General features: G+C 60.3%; 18 protein-coding genes and 1 tRNA gene. 9 read left to right on the top strand and 10 right to left on the bottom strand.

Translation table 11 applies throughout. The annotated features are described in order from the left end of the window. Positions 1-138: 138 nt before the first annotated feature. From rplL to rplK, 4 genes are all read right to left on the bottom strand, one after another. Entirely contained in the window at positions 139-513 is a 375-nt protein-coding gene (rplL, locus tag GOB85_RS12185) for a 50S ribosomal protein L7/L12 (RefSeq protein ID WP_173577765.1), read from the bottom strand. A 94-nt stretch (positions 514-607) separates the two neighbouring features. Continuing rightward, positions 608-1,132, bottom strand: a complete 525-nt coding sequence (gene rplJ, locus GOB85_RS12180) for a 50S ribosomal protein L10 (RefSeq protein WP_173577764.1) — start codon at positions 1,130-1,132, stop codon at positions 608-610. A 296-nt stretch (positions 1,133-1,428) separates the two neighbouring features. Further along, a complete protein-coding gene (gene rplA / locus GOB85_RS12175) occupies positions 1,429-2,121 on the bottom strand; it encodes a 50S ribosomal protein L1 (protein ID WP_173577763.1) in 693 nt (230 codons plus the stop codon). Positions 2,122-2,125: 4 nt separating this feature from the next. Next, complete coding sequence (rplK, locus tag GOB85_RS12170) at positions 2,126-2,560, bottom strand: 50S ribosomal protein L11 (RefSeq protein WP_173577762.1); 435 nt, start codon at positions 2,558-2,560, stop codon at positions 2,126-2,128. Positions 2,561-2,803: 243 nt separating this feature from the next. Between rplK and GOB85_RS12165 the strand changes: the two genes are divergently transcribed. The 7 genes from GOB85_RS12165 to GOB85_RS12135 all read left to right on the top strand — a co-directional run bounded on the left by GOB85_RS12165 (position 2,804) and on the right by GOB85_RS12135 (position 7,289). Beyond that, positions 2,804-3,430, top strand: coding sequence for a regulatory protein RecX (locus GOB85_RS12165; RefSeq protein WP_173577761.1), 627 nt, complete (start codon positions 2,804-2,806; stop codon positions 3,428-3,430). A gap of 74 nt (positions 3,431-3,504) precedes the next feature. Continuing rightward, positions 3,505-3,942: a CHAP domain-containing protein gene (locus tag GOB85_RS12160; RefSeq protein WP_173577804.1), complete on the top strand. Its 438-nt coding sequence runs from the start codon at positions 3,505-3,507 to the stop codon at positions 3,940-3,942. 185 nt (positions 3,943-4,127) lie between these two features. Then, positions 4,128-4,388 carry a twin-arginine translocase TatA/TatE family subunit gene (locus GOB85_RS12155; RefSeq protein WP_173577760.1) on the top strand — a complete coding sequence of 87 codons (261 nt, stop codon included), beginning with the start codon at positions 4,128-4,130 and terminating at the stop codon, positions 4,386-4,388. Between the two features lie 18 nt (positions 4,389-4,406). Then, positions 4,407-5,096 carry a methylthioribulose 1-phosphate dehydratase gene (locus GOB85_RS12150; protein WP_173577759.1) on the top strand — a complete coding sequence of 230 codons (690 nt, stop codon included), beginning with the start codon at positions 4,407-4,409 and terminating at the stop codon, positions 5,094-5,096. After that, entirely contained in the window at positions 5,093-5,638 is a 546-nt protein-coding gene (locus GOB85_RS12145; protein WP_173577758.1) for an acireductone dioxygenase, read from the top strand. Before GOB85_RS12150 ends, GOB85_RS12145 begins: the two co-directional genes overlap by 4 nt. After that, positions 5,635-6,357, top strand: coding sequence for an acireductone synthase (gene mtnC / locus GOB85_RS12140; RefSeq protein ID WP_173577757.1), 723 nt, complete (start codon positions 5,635-5,637; stop codon positions 6,355-6,357). Before GOB85_RS12145 ends, mtnC begins: the two co-directional genes overlap by 4 nt. Beyond that, positions 6,354-7,289 carry a bifunctional riboflavin kinase/FAD synthetase gene (locus GOB85_RS12135; protein WP_173577756.1) on the top strand — a complete coding sequence of 312 codons (936 nt, stop codon included), beginning with the start codon at positions 6,354-6,356 and terminating at the stop codon, positions 7,287-7,289. Before mtnC ends, GOB85_RS12135 begins: the two co-directional genes overlap by 4 nt. A gap of 47 nt (positions 7,290-7,336) precedes the next feature. Here GOB85_RS12135 and GOB85_RS12130 read toward each other — a convergent pair whose 3' ends face one another. After that, complete coding sequence (locus GOB85_RS12130; protein ID WP_173577755.1) at positions 7,337-7,855, bottom strand: hypothetical protein; 519 nt, start codon at positions 7,853-7,855, stop codon at positions 7,337-7,339. Positions 7,856-7,943: 88 nt separating this feature from the next. Then, complete coding sequence (locus GOB85_RS12125; RefSeq protein WP_173577754.1) at positions 7,944-8,285, bottom strand: YidB family protein; 342 nt, start codon at positions 8,283-8,285, stop codon at positions 7,944-7,946. A gap of 307 nt (positions 8,286-8,592) precedes the next feature. Between GOB85_RS12125 and GOB85_RS12120 the strand changes: the two genes are divergently transcribed. Then, the gene (locus GOB85_RS12120) at positions 8,593-10,782 is read left to right on the top strand and encodes an FUSC family protein (RefSeq protein ID WP_173577753.1); all 2,190 of its coding nucleotides are present in this window, start codon (positions 8,593-8,595) and stop codon (positions 10,780-10,782) included. Between the two features lie 3 nt (positions 10,783-10,785). Here the strand turns inward: GOB85_RS12120 and GOB85_RS12115 are convergent, their stop codons facing one another. From GOB85_RS12115 to GOB85_RS12100, 4 genes are all read right to left on the bottom strand, one after another. Further along, on the bottom strand, positions 10,786-11,637 hold the full coding sequence (locus GOB85_RS12115; protein ID WP_408737071.1) for a creatininase family protein: 852 nt from the start codon (positions 11,635-11,637) through the stop codon (positions 10,786-10,788). Between the two features lie 164 nt (positions 11,638-11,801). Then, positions 11,802-12,503, bottom strand: a complete 702-nt coding sequence (locus tag GOB85_RS12110; RefSeq protein WP_173577752.1) for a pirin family protein — start codon at positions 12,501-12,503, stop codon at positions 11,802-11,804. Positions 12,504-12,640: 137 nt separating this feature from the next. Further along, on the bottom strand, positions 12,641-14,083 hold the full coding sequence (locus tag GOB85_RS12105) for a cryptochrome/photolyase family protein (protein WP_173577751.1): 1,443 nt from the start codon (positions 14,081-14,083) through the stop codon (positions 12,641-12,643). 120 nt (positions 14,084-14,203) lie between these two features. Then, positions 14,204-14,289, bottom strand: a tRNA-Tyr gene (locus GOB85_RS12100). A 151-nt stretch (positions 14,290-14,440) separates the two neighbouring features. On the opposite strand from GOB85_RS12100, the gene rlmB reads away from it, so the two are divergent. Continuing rightward, on the top strand, positions 14,441-15,304 hold the full coding sequence (rlmB, locus tag GOB85_RS12095) for a 23S rRNA (guanosine(2251)-2'-O)-methyltransferase RlmB (RefSeq protein WP_173577750.1): 864 nt from the start codon (positions 14,441-14,443) through the stop codon (positions 15,302-15,304). Positions 15,305-15,592: the final 288 nt, after the last annotated feature.

Genomic DNA, 15,592 nt, shown 5'->3' with positions numbered 1-15,592 from the left:
CTCAAATCGTCCACTGCGGCGACCCTGAACCCGGACCCGCCACAGACGAACAGGCGGAGACCAGAACAGCCTCCGCCCGAAAACCGACTTTAAAAAACATGCCGGAGCGGTAAACGCCCCGCCATGAGAGTACCGTCGTTATTTAACTTCAACAGATGCACCGTTGTCTTCGAGTGTCTTCTTGATCTTCTCAGCTTCGTCCTTGCTGACGCCTTCCTTGACGGTCTTAGGCGCGCCCTCAACCAGATCTTTCGCCTCTTTCAGGCCCAGACCGGTGATGGTGCGGATTTCCTTAATGACGTTGATCTTCTTGTCGCCAGCCTTGGCAAGGATAACGGTGAACTCCGTCTGCTCTTCAGCAGGCGCAGCGGCCGCAGCAGCCGGACCGGCGGCGGCAGCAACAGGAGCAGCAGCGGAAACGCCCCACTTTTCTTCAAGAAGCTTTGACAGCTCAGCAGCCTCAAGGACCGTAAGAGCGGACAGCTCGTCAACAAGCTTGTTCAGATCGGCCATGATATGGTCTTCCTAATATAGATACTGGTTACCAATGCACAACCCGATTCCCCGGGCCATGCGAATTTTCTTGTCCCCGTGACAGGGACACGCATCAGGCTGCGTCCGCCTCGCCCGTTTTGGCATAGGCCCCGAAGACCCGTGCAAGCTGACCTGCCGGCGCCTGAAGAACACCCGCGATACGCGTGGCCGGTGTGGAGATAAGCCCCACCAGCTGCGCGCGGAGTGCATCCAGAGACGGCAGTTCTGCGAGAGCCTTGATACCTTCGACATTGAGCGTCTGAGTACCGAGGGCTCCACCAAGCAGAACCAGCTTGTCATTGGTCTTGGCGAACTCGACGACTGCTTTTGCCACCGCCACAGGATCCTGCGACCACGCGAGCGCGGTCGGACCCTTCAGCAGAGGTGCAATGCCGTCGAACCGGGTCCCGTCCAGGGCGAGAGTGGCCAGCCGGTTCTTCGCGACTTTATATGTCGCTCCCGCAGCGCGCACCTTACGTCGCAGATCCGTCACTTCAGCGACTGTCAGCCCGTCATTACGGGTAACAACCACCATGGACGTCTCGGCGAATACGGCGGCGAGCGACGCGACAAATTCGCGCTTCTCCGTACGGTTCACTTCCCGTCTCCGTCTGGGCTTCCCCGCGCAATGCGGGTCAGCCGGGTTGCCCAAAGACCATCAGCCGGAAAGGCTGCTGATCCGGTTCGCCTGTCCTTTGTTACGGAACACACGGAGACGCAGGCGATGAAACCTGCATAACCAGCATCCTCGTCTCCCGGTCGTATCTGCCGCGGTTACCCGAAACAGAGATTAAGGCATCAGCCACGCCCGGTCTTGGACAGGATCAGATGACACGCGAACGTATCACCCTGGAAACCGGGCGACTTACGTCACCCGGGATCATCTTTATCGCGTCAGGCCGCGAAGCCGGACAGATCGACCCGCACGCCCGGACCCATGGTGGAGGACAGCGCGATCTTCTTCAGATACGTGCCCTTCGCACCCGTCGGACGAGCCTTCTGGACCGCATCCACGAACGCGCGAATATTCTCGGCAAGCTTTTCAGCATCGAAAGAGGCCTTGCCGATACCGGCATGGACGATACCGGCCTTTTCGGCGCGATATTCAACCTGACCGGATTTAGCTGCCGTGACGGCGCCCTTAACATCCATCGTCACTGTGCCTAGCTTCGGGTTCGGCATCAGGCCACGCGGACCAAGCACCTTACCGAGACGGCCGACGAGGCCCATCATGTCCGGCGTCGCGATGCAGCGGTCGAAATTGATTTCGCCAGCCTGCACCTTCTCCATCAGGTCTTCCGCACCGACGATATCGGCACCGGCCGCCTGTGCTTCCTCAGCCTTCGGGCCACGGGCAAACACGGCAACGCGCAGAGTCTTGCCCGTGCCGTTCGGCAGGGAAAGCAGACCACGGACCATCTGATCCGCGTGACGCGGGTCGATACCGAGATTCATCGAGATTTCGACCGTCTCGTCGAACTTCGCTTTCGCGTTGTTCTTCACAAGGCTGATAGCCTCATCAAGACCGTAAGCCTTCGTGATGTCGACTGCTGCGCGGGCAGTTGCCAGACGCTTGTTCTTTGCCATGACCTCAGCCCTCCACAACCTGAAGACCCATCGAGCGGGCTGAACCAGCCAGCATCCGGACGGCGCCGTCCAGGTCGTTGGCGTTCATGTCTTTGTTCTTTTCTTCGGCAATCTCACGCAGCTGCGTCATCGTCACCTTACCAACAGCCGCAGACTTACCGACCGTCTGGCTGCCTTTGGAAATTTTGGCGGCCTTGAGCAGGAAGTAGGTATTCGGCGGGGTCTTGGTGATGAAGCTGAACGTACGATCAGCGAAGGCGGTGATGACAACCGGAATCGGCATTCCGGGCTCCATGCCCTGCGTCTTCGCGTTGAATTCTTTACAGAACTGCATGATGTTCAGACCGCGCTGACCGAGAGCGGGACCGACCGGCGGCGAAGGGTTTGCCTTGCCTGCGGGAATCTGCAGCTTGATGTAGCCAACGATTTTTTTGGCCATATCCGGGACTCCTTAGTGTTATGCCCGAACCGCGGTTCGATCGACGCTGGCACGCATATCACGCACGCCAGCAAGTCTCCCGCGTTCCGTAGGAGGGGCGCCCATACGCTGCATACCAGATCGCGTCAAGAGCGGGATGCGATCACGACCGTGTCCGGACACGGTCACACGAGGGTCGGCGCGAGGCTGAAAACGAACGTGGCTGTGACACAGAACGATGCTCCATGTTAATGGAATCCGATCATGGCTACACGAACACCCCGCCTTCCCCGTCCGGCTGGACCGCCTCCCGATCAGGCAGCGCTCCGCGAGGCCGCGCTGGCTCATCTGGCACGATTTGCCACAACTGAGCAGGGGCTGACACAGGTGCTCGAAAGACGAATCGGGCGCTGGGGACGTCGTGCGGCTGAAGACGGTCTCGCTTCCGATGAAATCGCCGACATAACAGCACGGCTGATGCCGCTGGCCACTGTGGTTGCGCGCACCATGGTGGAACTGGGTGCCGTCGACGACTCGTCCTTCGCTCGTGCCCGTGCCGCGCGACTGACCCGTTCCGGTCAGTCCCGGCGCTCGGTTGAGGCTCGGCTTGCGGCAAAAGGGATTGCACCATCGACCGTCGGCGACGTGCTGGATGAGACACTCGGCGATGATGAGCGCGCCCGGGACTCGGAACTGGGCGCGGCTCTGGTTTTTGCCCGCAAGCGACGGGCAGGCCCTTTCAGCACCGGAGAAACTTTACAGAAAGACGAGTCGCGCATTCTGGCGGCTTTCGCGCGCGCCGGTTTCACGCGTGAGATTGCTTTCCGGGCACTCGCCATGGATCGGGACGAGGCCGAGGAAAGGATCATCACGCTAAAGGATGCCCTGTGAGGGAGATAAGTGTCCTGTTTCGCGCCTTGCGGACCACCTTTCACTGCCTGACGACAGTGAGTCTGCCGCTTCTGATGACAGCCTGCGCTGACGGTGGCGGCACAGGACGAAGCTGGCACGGGCGTTTGCAATGCGCTCCATGGGCACGCGAACACTCCTCCATCGCCCTCAGAGGGCAGGCAGCTTCATGGTGGGCGAACGCGCGCGGCGAATATCCGCGGGCCTCTTTGCCGGAGCCCGGCTCCGTGCTGGTTTTCCGCGCCACGTCCCGGTTGCCGGACGGACATGTCTCGGTGGTTCGGTCCGTCCGGGGATCACGCGCCATTCTTGTCGATCAGGCGAACTGGAATCCCGGGCGCATCGATCACGCGGTACCGGTGGTCGATGTCTCAGCGGGAAATGACTGGACGCGCGTGCGGGTCTGGTGGTCCCCGACAGGAACGATGGGACGCACGGTGTATTCGACTTACGGATTCATCCTCCCGGCGTCGCATCCGGGCTGGATTTCCTGAGACCTCCGCGTCGCGACAAAATCACGACCAATGGCCTTGTGAAGCGTTGAGGTGTAATAGCGCGCACAGAACGCTTGCATGATGGCCGCGAGGCAGCCATCTCCCATGTGAGTTCATCATGAAACATCAGATGCGCGTCTGGCCGAAACCAGCGGGCGCGATGGACACAACCAGGAGTCGAGGCAATGGGTAGCTTGAGCATCTGGCACTGGCTGATCGTGCTGGCCGTCGTGGTGGTCGTTTTTGGCGGCGGCGGAAAGATCAGCGGGCTGATGGGCGATTTCGCCAAAGGCATCAAATCGTTCAAGAAGAATCTTGAAGACGACGAATCCATGGAACAGAGCGTGAAGCCTGATGGTCGTATTCAGCCCCCACCACCGGCAGGCACGACTTTTACGACGGACACGACCGCGAGCCGGGCTCCCGGCAGCACGCACTCCTCCTGATCGCCGGAGACAACCTCTATGACCGCTGACCCGGGGATTGCCAGACGGGAGGGCGTTCCCCTTCCCGCCACGGAAGATGTCGCGTGGGACAAGGCTGCGGCCTCGATCGTCAGGGCCGGACGGCGGATGGATGAACGCGGGTGGGTTCCGGCAACGGCCGGCAATCTGAGTGTCCGTCTTGCTGATGGCCGGATCGCGGTCACGCGCTCCGGCGGTCATAAGGGATTCCTGACGACGGATAGCGTCATTGAGGTGAACCTTAATGGCCAACCGCTTCATGAGGGAGACCGGCCCAGTGCTGAAACGCTCCTTCATTGCCAGATTTACGGACATTTCCCGGACGCCGGTGCAGTGCTGCACGGTCATTCTGTTGCCTCGACCGTGCTGTCCATGACGTCTGATGACGCGGCTCTTCATCTTGAAAACTACGAAGTGCTCAAGGTGTTTGAAGGGCAGACGACTCATGCGACGCGACTTGCCGTGCCGATGTTCGCCAACGACCAGAACATCCCGCGACTATCGCGGAGTGTGGCGCTGTATCTGGACGAAACGAAGGCTGGCTATATTATTCGTGGTCACGGTGTTTATGTCTGGGGACCGGATATGGCCATTGCGCTTGCCCGGCTTGAGGGACTGGAGTTTCTGCTTTCCTGCGAACTTGAGCGGCGCAAACTCCTCTCTGCCATTCCTGTGAGAGACGTGACGTGAGCAGTCTTGTTATTTTCAATGATGCCAGTCCTGAGCAACCTGAATTCGCCACGGACGATCCGGCGGCGATTGCGGCGCGCCTGAAGACGATCGGGGTCCGGTTCGAGCGCTGGGATGGTGCGGAAACGCCGCCACGCGATGCGGATGAAACCGCCGTGCTGACGCGATACCGTCCCTGGCTCGATAAACTGATGGGCGAGACCGGCGCAGGCTCCGCCGATGTGATTCGTATTGATGTGAATACGCCCGGTCGTGAGGCGTTACGGAAGAAATTCCTCTCGGAGCATATTCATACGGAGGACGAGGTCCGCTTTTTCGTGCATGGCGGCGGTCATTTCGTGCTCCATCTGAATGGGAGGGTCTACGATATTGGCTGCACGCAACGCGACCTGATTTCAGTTCCGGCCGGAACACCGCACTGGTTCGATGCCGGTGAAACGCCCGATGTGGTCGCGCTCCGGATCTTCACCAATCGTGACGGATGGATCGCGGATTACACCGGCGACGATATCGCCAACCGTTTTCCGGCGCGCGCAGCATGAAAGCCGTTGTCGCAGCACCGCCGAAAGTGATTCTGCTGGATATCGAAGGCACGACAACGCCCGTCTCCTTTGTCCACAAGGTCCTGTTTCCCTACGCCCGGAAGGCCCTGCCCGGTCTTATTGAGCGACGGGCAAATGATCCGGTCGTACAGGAAGCTCTCGCTGAGACACGGCGTCTGGCACCCGGAGTCGAGCCGATCCACCAGCTGATGGCGTGGATGGACGCGGATGCGAAGGTTGCGCCCCTGAAAGCATTGCAGGGGCTGGCCTGGGCGGAAGGTTATGCTGAGGGCACGCTGATGGCGACAGTATTCCCGGACGTTCCGGCGGCTCTGAGGGACTGGAAGCAGGCAGGTTTCATGCTTGCCGTTTATTCCTCCGGTTCAGCTGCCGCGCAGCGGCTGATCTACGGACACACGACCAGTGGTGATCTGACGTCACTGTTTTCCGCTTTTCTTGACCTGGAAATGGGCGGCAAGAAAGAGGCAGGCAGTTACCGGAACATTCTGGCGACACAGGGCTGGAAGCCGGGAACGGTGCTGTTTGTCTCGGATGTCATTGCCGAGCTGGACGCAGCGGACGCCGCCGGGTTGCTGACCTGCCAGATGGTGCGGGCCGAAGACGGGACCGTGCCAGGCGATGTCCATCCGGTTGCTCACAATATGACGGATGTGGCGACCCTGTTTGCACTGCCGGACCCCGCTGTCACCGGATCATGAGCGCGAAACTCTATACAGACTGGCGCGCCATTCCGGCGCATGCACGGGGTGCTGTCGCAGCGCTGGGCAACTTTGACGGCGTGCATCTCGGTCATGCCCATCTGGTGCGTACACTGCATCAGGCGCGACCGGACGAACCGCTGGCGGTCGTGACATTTGAACCCCATCCCAGGGAACTGTTCCGTCCGCAGGATCCGCCATTTCGGCTGACCCTTGCTGAGGAGCGCTTTTCAGCACTTGCGGCGCTTGGCGTGCGGGATGTGTTTCAGATCCGCTTTGATGAAGCCTTTTCGCAAATGAGCGCCGAACAGTTTGTCAGTGACGTGCTTCATGATGCTCTCGGATTGCGGCACATCGCCTGCGGTCATGATTTTGCATTTGGCCATCGCCGGGGTGGCAATACGGAGTTTCTGGCTGAGCGGGCCTGTGAACTGGGGATGGGGTTCACCCTCGTGCCGGCCTTTACGGACGCGAACGGCCCTTACTCATCGACCCGTATCCGGCGCCTGCTGCAGGATGGATATCCGGAACGGGCGGCACAGGAACTCGGGCGGTTGTGGTCCATCCGGGGCGTTGTTCAGCATGGCGATAAACGCGGTCGTCTGCTGGGCTTTCCGACTGCGAATGTGCCGCTGGGACGACATCTGGAGCCGGCCCGTGGCGTTTATGCCGCGACAGTCCGGCTGGAAAACGGCCGGACCCATCGCGGCGTGGCCAATATCGGTCGCAGACCGACGATCAATGATGGCCGGGAAAGCCGGCTTGAAGTCAATCTTTTCGACTTTGACGGCGATCTTTACGGACAGACGCTCTCTGTTGCGCTCCACGTGCTGCTGCGACCGGAAAAGCGGTTTGATGGACTGGACGCGCTGAAGGCTCAGATCGCTCTGGATGCGGGACAGGCGCGGGACATACTGGATCGTCCGGCCTGATCCGTTAAGTTTCAGGCTGCTATTCAGCCAGCGGAACGGTTTTTCCCTCAGCCCTGATCCGGCACACTGCCGAATTCGCGCTTCCAGTTCACCTGCTTCTTTTTTGGCGGCGTCTGTTCACAGGAAATCAGATAAACTCCACAGACGAATGCCGCGTCAGCCAGAGCATTGAACCACAAACCCAGATTGATCGGGGGCGGCAGGGACGTGCTCTGCCAGATGGCATAGAGCAGGAACGCAAAAGAAATCGGACGAAAACCAAGAAACATGGTCCGGAGCGGATTCATGAAGCCTGGTCGCACGAGCACACGCATGCGATTGACGCCGAGATAGAACGCCACCCACATGCCCCAGATCAGCACGTCATAAATAGCATTCAGCGGGTTTTCGCCCAGCAGAACAACCATGGCGGCGATTGAGGTTGCCAGCAAAAGCAGGGAACCGAGCAGCAGACTCATTCCGGCTTCATAAGCAGGGAGCCGTTCCGGCAGGCGATCCGCGACAGGCTGAAAAACCCGGTCGAGCAGCCAGAGATCGAACCGGGTAATAATATCGGAAAGAGTCATAACGTTATCATGTGACCTTCAGCCCTGGTCACGCCTTTCCTGTCAGAACTGCGCGACCGTCCGGTGAAAGCTTTCAGGGCGAAAACTCTCAGGCTGTGCCTTCCGGTGTCTTTTTATCAACCGCATCAGGCAGGAAATGCGCCAGCGCGGGAAGCAGCGAGTCCGCGGGCAGACCAGTCCGCGCCACGAGATTCTGGACTTCTGAATTACCAAGGATCTGTTTGATCTCATCCGGAGAAACCGGGAGGTTGTCGCCCTTCCCGATCCACGAGCGGACCTTGTCACCGAGGCCGGCATCGTCGGCTTTGGCGACGATCTGCTGAATGGTGGCCGGATCAAGCAGGGACTGAAGCTGCTCATTCATTTTGGCGTGCAGATCGATACCGAGAGAGGAACCGATCTTATCGACCAGATTGCCCAATATGCTCATGACTGTGTCCTCTGGCCCGTTGTTTCGCGTATTCCGGCATGTAATGGGCGCTGCCTGAATGGGACGTTAACGCATTTCAGGACGCTTTGCGACCGGAGCGTTATACTGTGCTCCGCGACGCTCCGGCCCTGATTTTCCGGGCCGGGCAACATCCTCGTCCCAAAAACGTTTCAGAAGCGCTGCCGGTAAGGATATGTGCGTCGCGTTCAGGCTAAAGGATGGCTGTTATGCGGCTATCCCCCACGCACGGCGTCCAAACATCAGCTATCCGTAATTTCATATTCTCACCTTCTGATCCAGGCAGATTGTGCCCGCGCTTCCCGGAATTCCCCTCTTTCTGATCAAGCGCCTCTCTTTTCTGCGTCACCTGCAGCCCGTCAGGCGACCAGGCGAATCGCGGAATGATGCTCTGCGGTGGCTCTTCGCGCCGACTCCGGCGGCTCTCGGATTTGCGGTTCGCACCACGACCGCAGCCCTTCTGGCGCTGGTCATCGCCATGTGGATGGAACTGGACGATCCGCAATGGGCGGCGATGACCGTCTGGATCGTGGCTCAGGGCTCCCGCGGCGAAAGCATGTCGAAATCCCGCTGGCGTCTGGTGGGCACTGTGCTGGGTGTGGTCTCATCAATCGCGCTGGTTTCGGCTTTCCCTCAGAAACCCTGGCTGTTTTTCCCCGCACTCGGCCTTTGGGTGGGTTTCTGCTGCATGTGCGCCACGCTTGTGCACAATTTCCGTTCCTATGCCCTTGTTCTGGCAGGCTATACCTCCGCCATCATCGCGCTGGGTTCGGTCAACAATCCTGACAATGTGTTCATGATCGCAATGTCGCGTGCAACGTATATCGTGCTCGGGATTACCTGCGAGGCGCTGCTGGCGGGCCTGTTCGCTCATAATCTTGCCGAAACGGCCCGGCGCAACATCCGGCATAAGCTCGGCACTGCTTTGTCCAGTGTCTCGGAGGCAATTGCCGCTCTGCTCGAAGGCAAGCAGGCGGCGCTGGTCCGTTCCCGCGCTCTGTTCGGGCCGCTTCTGTCGATCAACGACCAGATCGAATTCAGCGAAGTGGAGATGGGGCCACACGGACACGAAGGCGATCATGCGCGTGCTGCGCTGGCTGCCGTATCCGTCCTGCTCTCCCGCGGTCTGGGTATGGCGGTGCGGCTGCAATCGCTTGAACATGCCCAGCCGGCTTTCGAGAATACGGCGGGGATGACACGCACCTTTCTGCTGACGCTTCCCACGCGTCTGGCAACCGACGAAGAGATTGTCGTCCTGCGGCACGACCTCTCGCGATTGCGCGCTGAATGCCGTCAGCAGATCGTTGATGCCCTGACCCAGGAGATCTCGCTTAATCTCCCGTCCACTGACGACAAGGTCACGGCGCTGCTTGATGAGCGCATTCTGCATAACGCGCTTGACGAACTGCTGGGTGAACTTGACGGGGCTCTTGCTGAGTTCGATGCCAGCCATCACGAGATTAAGGGCGACCATTTCCGCTTCCGGCTACAGTCTCATCGGGACTGGCGCGAGGCGGCCTATAACGGTGTGCGTGCTACCCTTGCGATGACAACGGCGGGGCTGGTGTGGGAAATTACCGCATGGCCGTCAGGGCTCGGTTTCATCACCTTTGTGGGCGTTGTCTGCGGTCTGTTCGCGACACGTGAAAACCCGGTTCTGGCGACGACAAACTTTCTGAAAGGCAGCCTCTGGGCCGCCTTTGTGTCGTTCTTTATGGTGTTTCTCATTGTGCCGCAGCTTACGGTTTATGAGGAACTCATTGCCGCTCTGGCCATACCGATGATTGCAGGTGGTCTGGCTGCCCGCAATTCGGCGACAGCGCTGCATGCCGCTGCTTACACACTGCTTTTGCCGAACTTTGTGCATACCTGGAATCAGGGACGCTGGAACGAGATCGAGTGGCTCAACTCGACGAGCGCCGTTGTTCTCGGCGTTGCTTTCGCCGTGATGATTTTCCGCCTTGTGCTGCCGTTCGATGCGTCTTCCGAGCGCTGGCGGATGCGCCGGACGATGCTTCAGGATCTCCGCACCCTGGCCTCAGCCGAGCCGATCCCGCTCACGCAGGACTGGACGGGCCGCAACATCGACCGCTTTGCGCGGGTGATCCGCCATGCCGGCCCTACGCCCTCACCCACCATTGAGGGCTATCTGCAGGGCACCCTGGCTGCGATGACTATCGGGCTGAACATCATCAGGCTTCGCACGCTGCTGAAGCGCAACCAGGTCCCGCATCAGGCCCGCCAGGCGCTGGAAATCACCATGTCGCGCATGAGCCAGTTCACCGGGCAGTATGGGCGGGCATCGAGCACGGCCCGGCGGGCCACGGCGCTGTTACGGCGGATCGAGGCACGGGAAGCCAATATCTCGACACGCATCGAACTGACGCGGGCCATCACTTATCTGATCGTTGTCTCGCATGAGCTGGATGCGAACCACGCGTTCCTTGACGCGTCCAGACGGTTCAAGGTGAAGGACTGAGAATCACGGCTGGCGGTTTGAATGACCACCCGATGACCGTGTTGTTTCCTGTAGCGTTCTGATCTCCGCCACTGCGGCCTTCACCTGCATTTCCACGCCGGTCCGGCCGAGTTCCGCCGTCGAAGGGCGTGGATCTCCGCCATAGACACCATCCGCTGTCGTGGGTTTCGGCGCTGCGCGAAGTGCATCGGTACGGACCATGGACGGATCAACAGCGAGCATCAGTGAGGTGTCGCTCAGTTCAGCATGAGTGCCGACATCAGTTGCCAGCCCGCGGGAACGGAGCGCCTGATCGTAGGCACCGCTGATGACAGTATAATAATCGTCAATACAGGCAGCACGGGCACCCGTATGCGACCATGAATGGTCGATTTCCGCCGCGACCTTACACATTTCGGCGCGATATCCGCCGTGATCGCCGATAAAGGCGATGAGACTAAAGCCCTGTACGCGAAAACTCTCGGCGGCAGAGTGCAGGAGGCCGGAAAATACAGCAGGTGTGACGGAGATCGTGCCAGGAAAGCGCATGTGGGAGGTGCGCGGGGACGTGCCCCCTTCAGGGACATAAGCGATCACCGGGGCGACAAGCGCATTGCCAAGATTACGGGCAATCTGATCGGCGAGCGCCTGGGCGCGGACATTGTGTTTACCGACCGCTATGTAGGGCCCGCTCTGCTCGGTGCCGCCAATGGGGACGATGATCGTGTCGTAACCGGAGTGGATGGCGCTCTGAATTTCCGTCCATGTCAGACGCTGGAACTCGACCTGAGGGGCAGCGTTCGCGGCGACCGGGCCAACGGTGGCCAGGGTGAGCGCGGCGGCGGCAGCCCGCATGCTGCCGGGTGTCAGAAACATGGGATGCCCTCCTGCGAGACTAAACGGGTTGCGGTATCCCGCGTCACGCTGCGCCGCAAGAGGCCGGGTGGCCCGGATTGCCTGCTTGTCGGAAAATACTCAGTCCGTCGCTCTCATGAGAAGATCGGGATGCGGGGGCTAAGCCCCCCGCAGGGCCCGGGACATCACGCGGCGCTATCGACAAGAACGAGTTCGGCGTCCTCGCATGCTTCGACGGTGATGTAATCTTCATCATGAATCGCCACACCATCCCGTGCGCTGGCTTTCACACCATTGACGATGACCGTTCCCTGCGCCGGAACGAGGTAGAGATAGCGATCTTTCGATGTCGCCCAGGTTACGCTTTCACCCGCTTTCACCGTTGCGCCAAGGACGCGGGCATCTGCCCCGATCCACAGCGCGTCGCCATCCCCTTCCCGACCGGAAGCAAGCGGCACGAACTGGCCGGACCGATCGGTCTTCGGGAAAGGTCTGGCTCCCCAGCGCGGAGCGTGACCACGGGCATCCGGCATGATCCAGATCTGGAACAGCGTGGTCGGTTCAGCCTCACGGTTATATTCCGCATGTGTGATACCGGAACCGGCGGACATCACCTGTACGTCGCCTGCACCGGTCCGGCCTTTATTGCCAAGACTGTCCTCATGCGTGATCGCGCCGCTGCGAACATAGGTGATGATTTCCATGTCGCGATGCGGATGCGGCGGAAAGCCTGTGTTCGCGTCGATGGTGTCATCGTTCCACACCCGGAGCGCACCCCAGTGCATCCTGGCGGGATCATGATAACCCGCGAAAGAAAAATGGTGATGCGCGTCCAGCCAGCCGTGGCGGGCGGCACCGAGTCCGGCAAAGGGTCTGACTTCGATCATTGTTCTTCTCCTGTTCTTCCCCGCTCAGTTTTCCGGAGAATGGGTGTGCCGAAGAGTTGCGCTCAGGAGAGACTGATTGAAATCGAAATGGCGGAAACGATGTGTTTCCACAAAGGACGCCTGACAGAAGCAGCCAGTCAGTCCGCTTTCAGTCCGCGCCACGCGGCGAGCGCCCGCTCCCGGGCCTCGCGATGATCGACAATCGGGGCGGGATAAGTTTGCCCGGGGGCAATACCCGCATGACGCAGCAAGTCCGGATCAGCCTCCCAGGGGGTATGGATCACGGAATCTGGCAGACGGACCAGTTCCGGAACCCAGCGGCGGATATAGGTGCCGTCCGGATCGAATTTCCGCGATTGCAGGATCGGATTCATGACCCTGAAGAACGGGGCTGACTCGACACCCGTGCCGGCATTCCACTGCCAGTTCATGGCGTTGCTGGCCGGATCATAATCGACGAGCGTGTCTGCGAACCAGCGTTCACCCTCGCGCCAGTCGATCAGCAGATGTTTCACGAGAAACGAAGCGACGACCATCCGCACACGGTTATGCATCCAGCCGGTCTGCCAGAGTTCCCGCATCCCGGCATCGACCAGGGGATAGCCGGTGAGGCCCTGTTGCCACGCTTTCAGGCCCTCGGGATCGTGACGCCAGGGCATGGCGTCGAAAGCTGGCCGGAGATTACGGGTCGCCAGATCATCATGAGCAAACAGCAGTGACCAGGCGAATTCGCGCCAGCCAAGTTCCGCGAGGAACTTCGCGGCATCCGTTTCGCTGGCCGCTTCAGTCCTGTCGGCAACGGCATGCCAGACCTGGGCGGGCGTAATATGGCCAGAGCGGAGATACGGCGACAGGTGTGAGCTTGTGTCCTGCCCTGGAAAATCACGCGATGTGGCGTAAGCCGTGAGGTCGTGGGCCAGAAACGAGTCGAGCAGATCATGCGCCTCTGCTTCGCCGGGCGTCCAGGCGTCACGCAGGCCTGAGGCCCAGTCAGGATGCTGCGGGCGCAGCGCATATTCATCCGGTCTGAGACAGTCCCGTTTAAGACTCTCTGGCAGCCCGGCAAATGACATTGTCTTCGGTTCCGGAAGAGGCGGACGAGGTTCACCAAGATCCCGGACGCCGCGCCAGAAAGCCGTGAAAACCTGAAATGGCGTGCCGGAACGGGTGCGCACTGTCCACGGTTCGTTCAGAAGAGCGCCGGCATGACTGTGCGCCACGATTCCGGCGTCTTTCAGTTCCGCTTTGATGGCAGCGTCTGTCTCACGACCTTTCTGGTCGTAACGGCGGTTCCAGAAGACGGATCGCGCACTGGTTTGCTCCACGATCCGGCGCAAAACGCTCTGCGACGGGCCACGAAATACGTGGAGTGCGCCTCCCATGCCTTTCAGTCGGGCATCAAGCGCGCGCACGGCACCGTCAAGCCACCAGCGGGCCGCTGCCCCAGGCAGGCGGGCCTCATCAAGAATGACGAAACAGATCAGCGGACCGCCACTTTGTGCAGCATCAGCGAGGGCAGCGTTATCAGCGAGACGGAAGTCTTCGCGGAACCAGACGAGCGCGGGTGGGGTGACGGACATACGACTTCATAGCGATGCCGGAGATGACGTCAAAGCTCATGAAAGACTGCGCCGACAGTGATCAGGCACAAACTGCCTGCTGCGGCGGAACATTATTTCACGACATATTTTCTGAGGAGATGGTGGACAGGGTTGGATTCGAACCAACGTAGGCGTACGCCAGCGGATTTACAGTCCGCCCCCTTTAGCCACTCGGGCACCTGTCCGACGCGACGAGGAATTAAGGGGCTCAGACGGCCATGTCAACACCGGGCGCGTCTCTTCACGGCGCCATGTGATGCAATGCCGGTATCCGGACGATCATCTGGCGGCGACAGACGTGATGACGAGACTTTCGTGCCGTCGTATAGCAGGCGCATGAACACGCCCCGTCATCCAAAGCCTCGTCCGTCTCCCTCTAATCGCCCTCAGAAAGAGCATCGGCCCCGGCATGGAGGCGATGATCACACAGGGGCGGACAAAGGGACGCACCGTCAGCCGCGCCGGCATGGGCGGCCATCAGGGCGGGGCGCGGCGCCTTACTGGGTAGCGGGCGTTCATGCCTCACAGGCGGCGCTTGAGAATCCGCACCGGACGGTCCACCGGGTTCTGCTCTCCGCCGAAGCGCAGGAGGATTTCGCAGGACGCCTCTCCGTGCCTCTGCCTTCCGCGACAGAACGTGCTGACCGGGCACGTTTCACGGCCCTGCTTGGTGCGGACACGGTTCATCAGGGAGTTGCTGTTCTTGTGGAGCCGCTGGAAGCGCTCGATCTGGAGGACGCGCTGGAACGGCCCGGCCCCGTGCTTGTTCTTGATCAGGTCACGGACCCACGCAATGTCGGCGCCATTCTGAGATCTGCGGCAGCATTCGGAGCTGCCTGTGTGGTGATGCAGGATCGGCATGCTCCTGATGAGGGTGCCGCCCTCGCCAAAGCCGCGTCAGGGGCGCTTGAGGTTGTTCCGCTGGTGCGGGTGGTCAATCTGGCGCGCTGCATCGACACTCTCAAACAACACGACATCTGGACGGTCGGGCTTGATGCGGGTGGCGGACGGCTGGACGGCGCCTCTCTGGGCGGGCGCAGGGCTGCGCTGGTGCTTGGCTCGGAAGGCGACGGCCTGCGGCGGCTGACACGTGAAGGCTGCGATGAAATTGCCGGGCTTTATATGCCGGGGACGATGGAGAGCCTGAATGTATCTGTCGCGGCGGCAATCGGGCTTTATGAACTGGTGCGCGGGAAATAACGGGGCTCTGGCGCACAGGCATTAAAAAGGTGTTTCAAAAGCCTCACTGCTGAGCGAGAGCGGTCGTGAGGGGATGCGACCGGCGTGTGTTTTTGAGCCCCGAAGCGAAGCGGCCGTGCTGGCCGTGGACATCGGAGAGCAGAAAACGCGCGCCTGATCGCCAGCAGAGGGGCTTTTGAAAGGCTCTGTTGTCATTAGAGCGTGATGATTTTATGTTGGTCCATATCCTGAGTTGGTGAAGTAGTTGGCGCATTCGCTGGGAGTGTAGCTGCGCAGGAGTTCGCCGAT

Source organism: Acetobacter fallax, assembly GCF_011516735.1.
Taxonomy (GTDB): domain Bacteria; phylum Pseudomonadota; class Alphaproteobacteria; order Acetobacterales; family Acetobacteraceae; genus Acetobacter; species Acetobacter fallax.
This window is presented reverse-complemented; position numbering and strand designations above follow the sequence as displayed.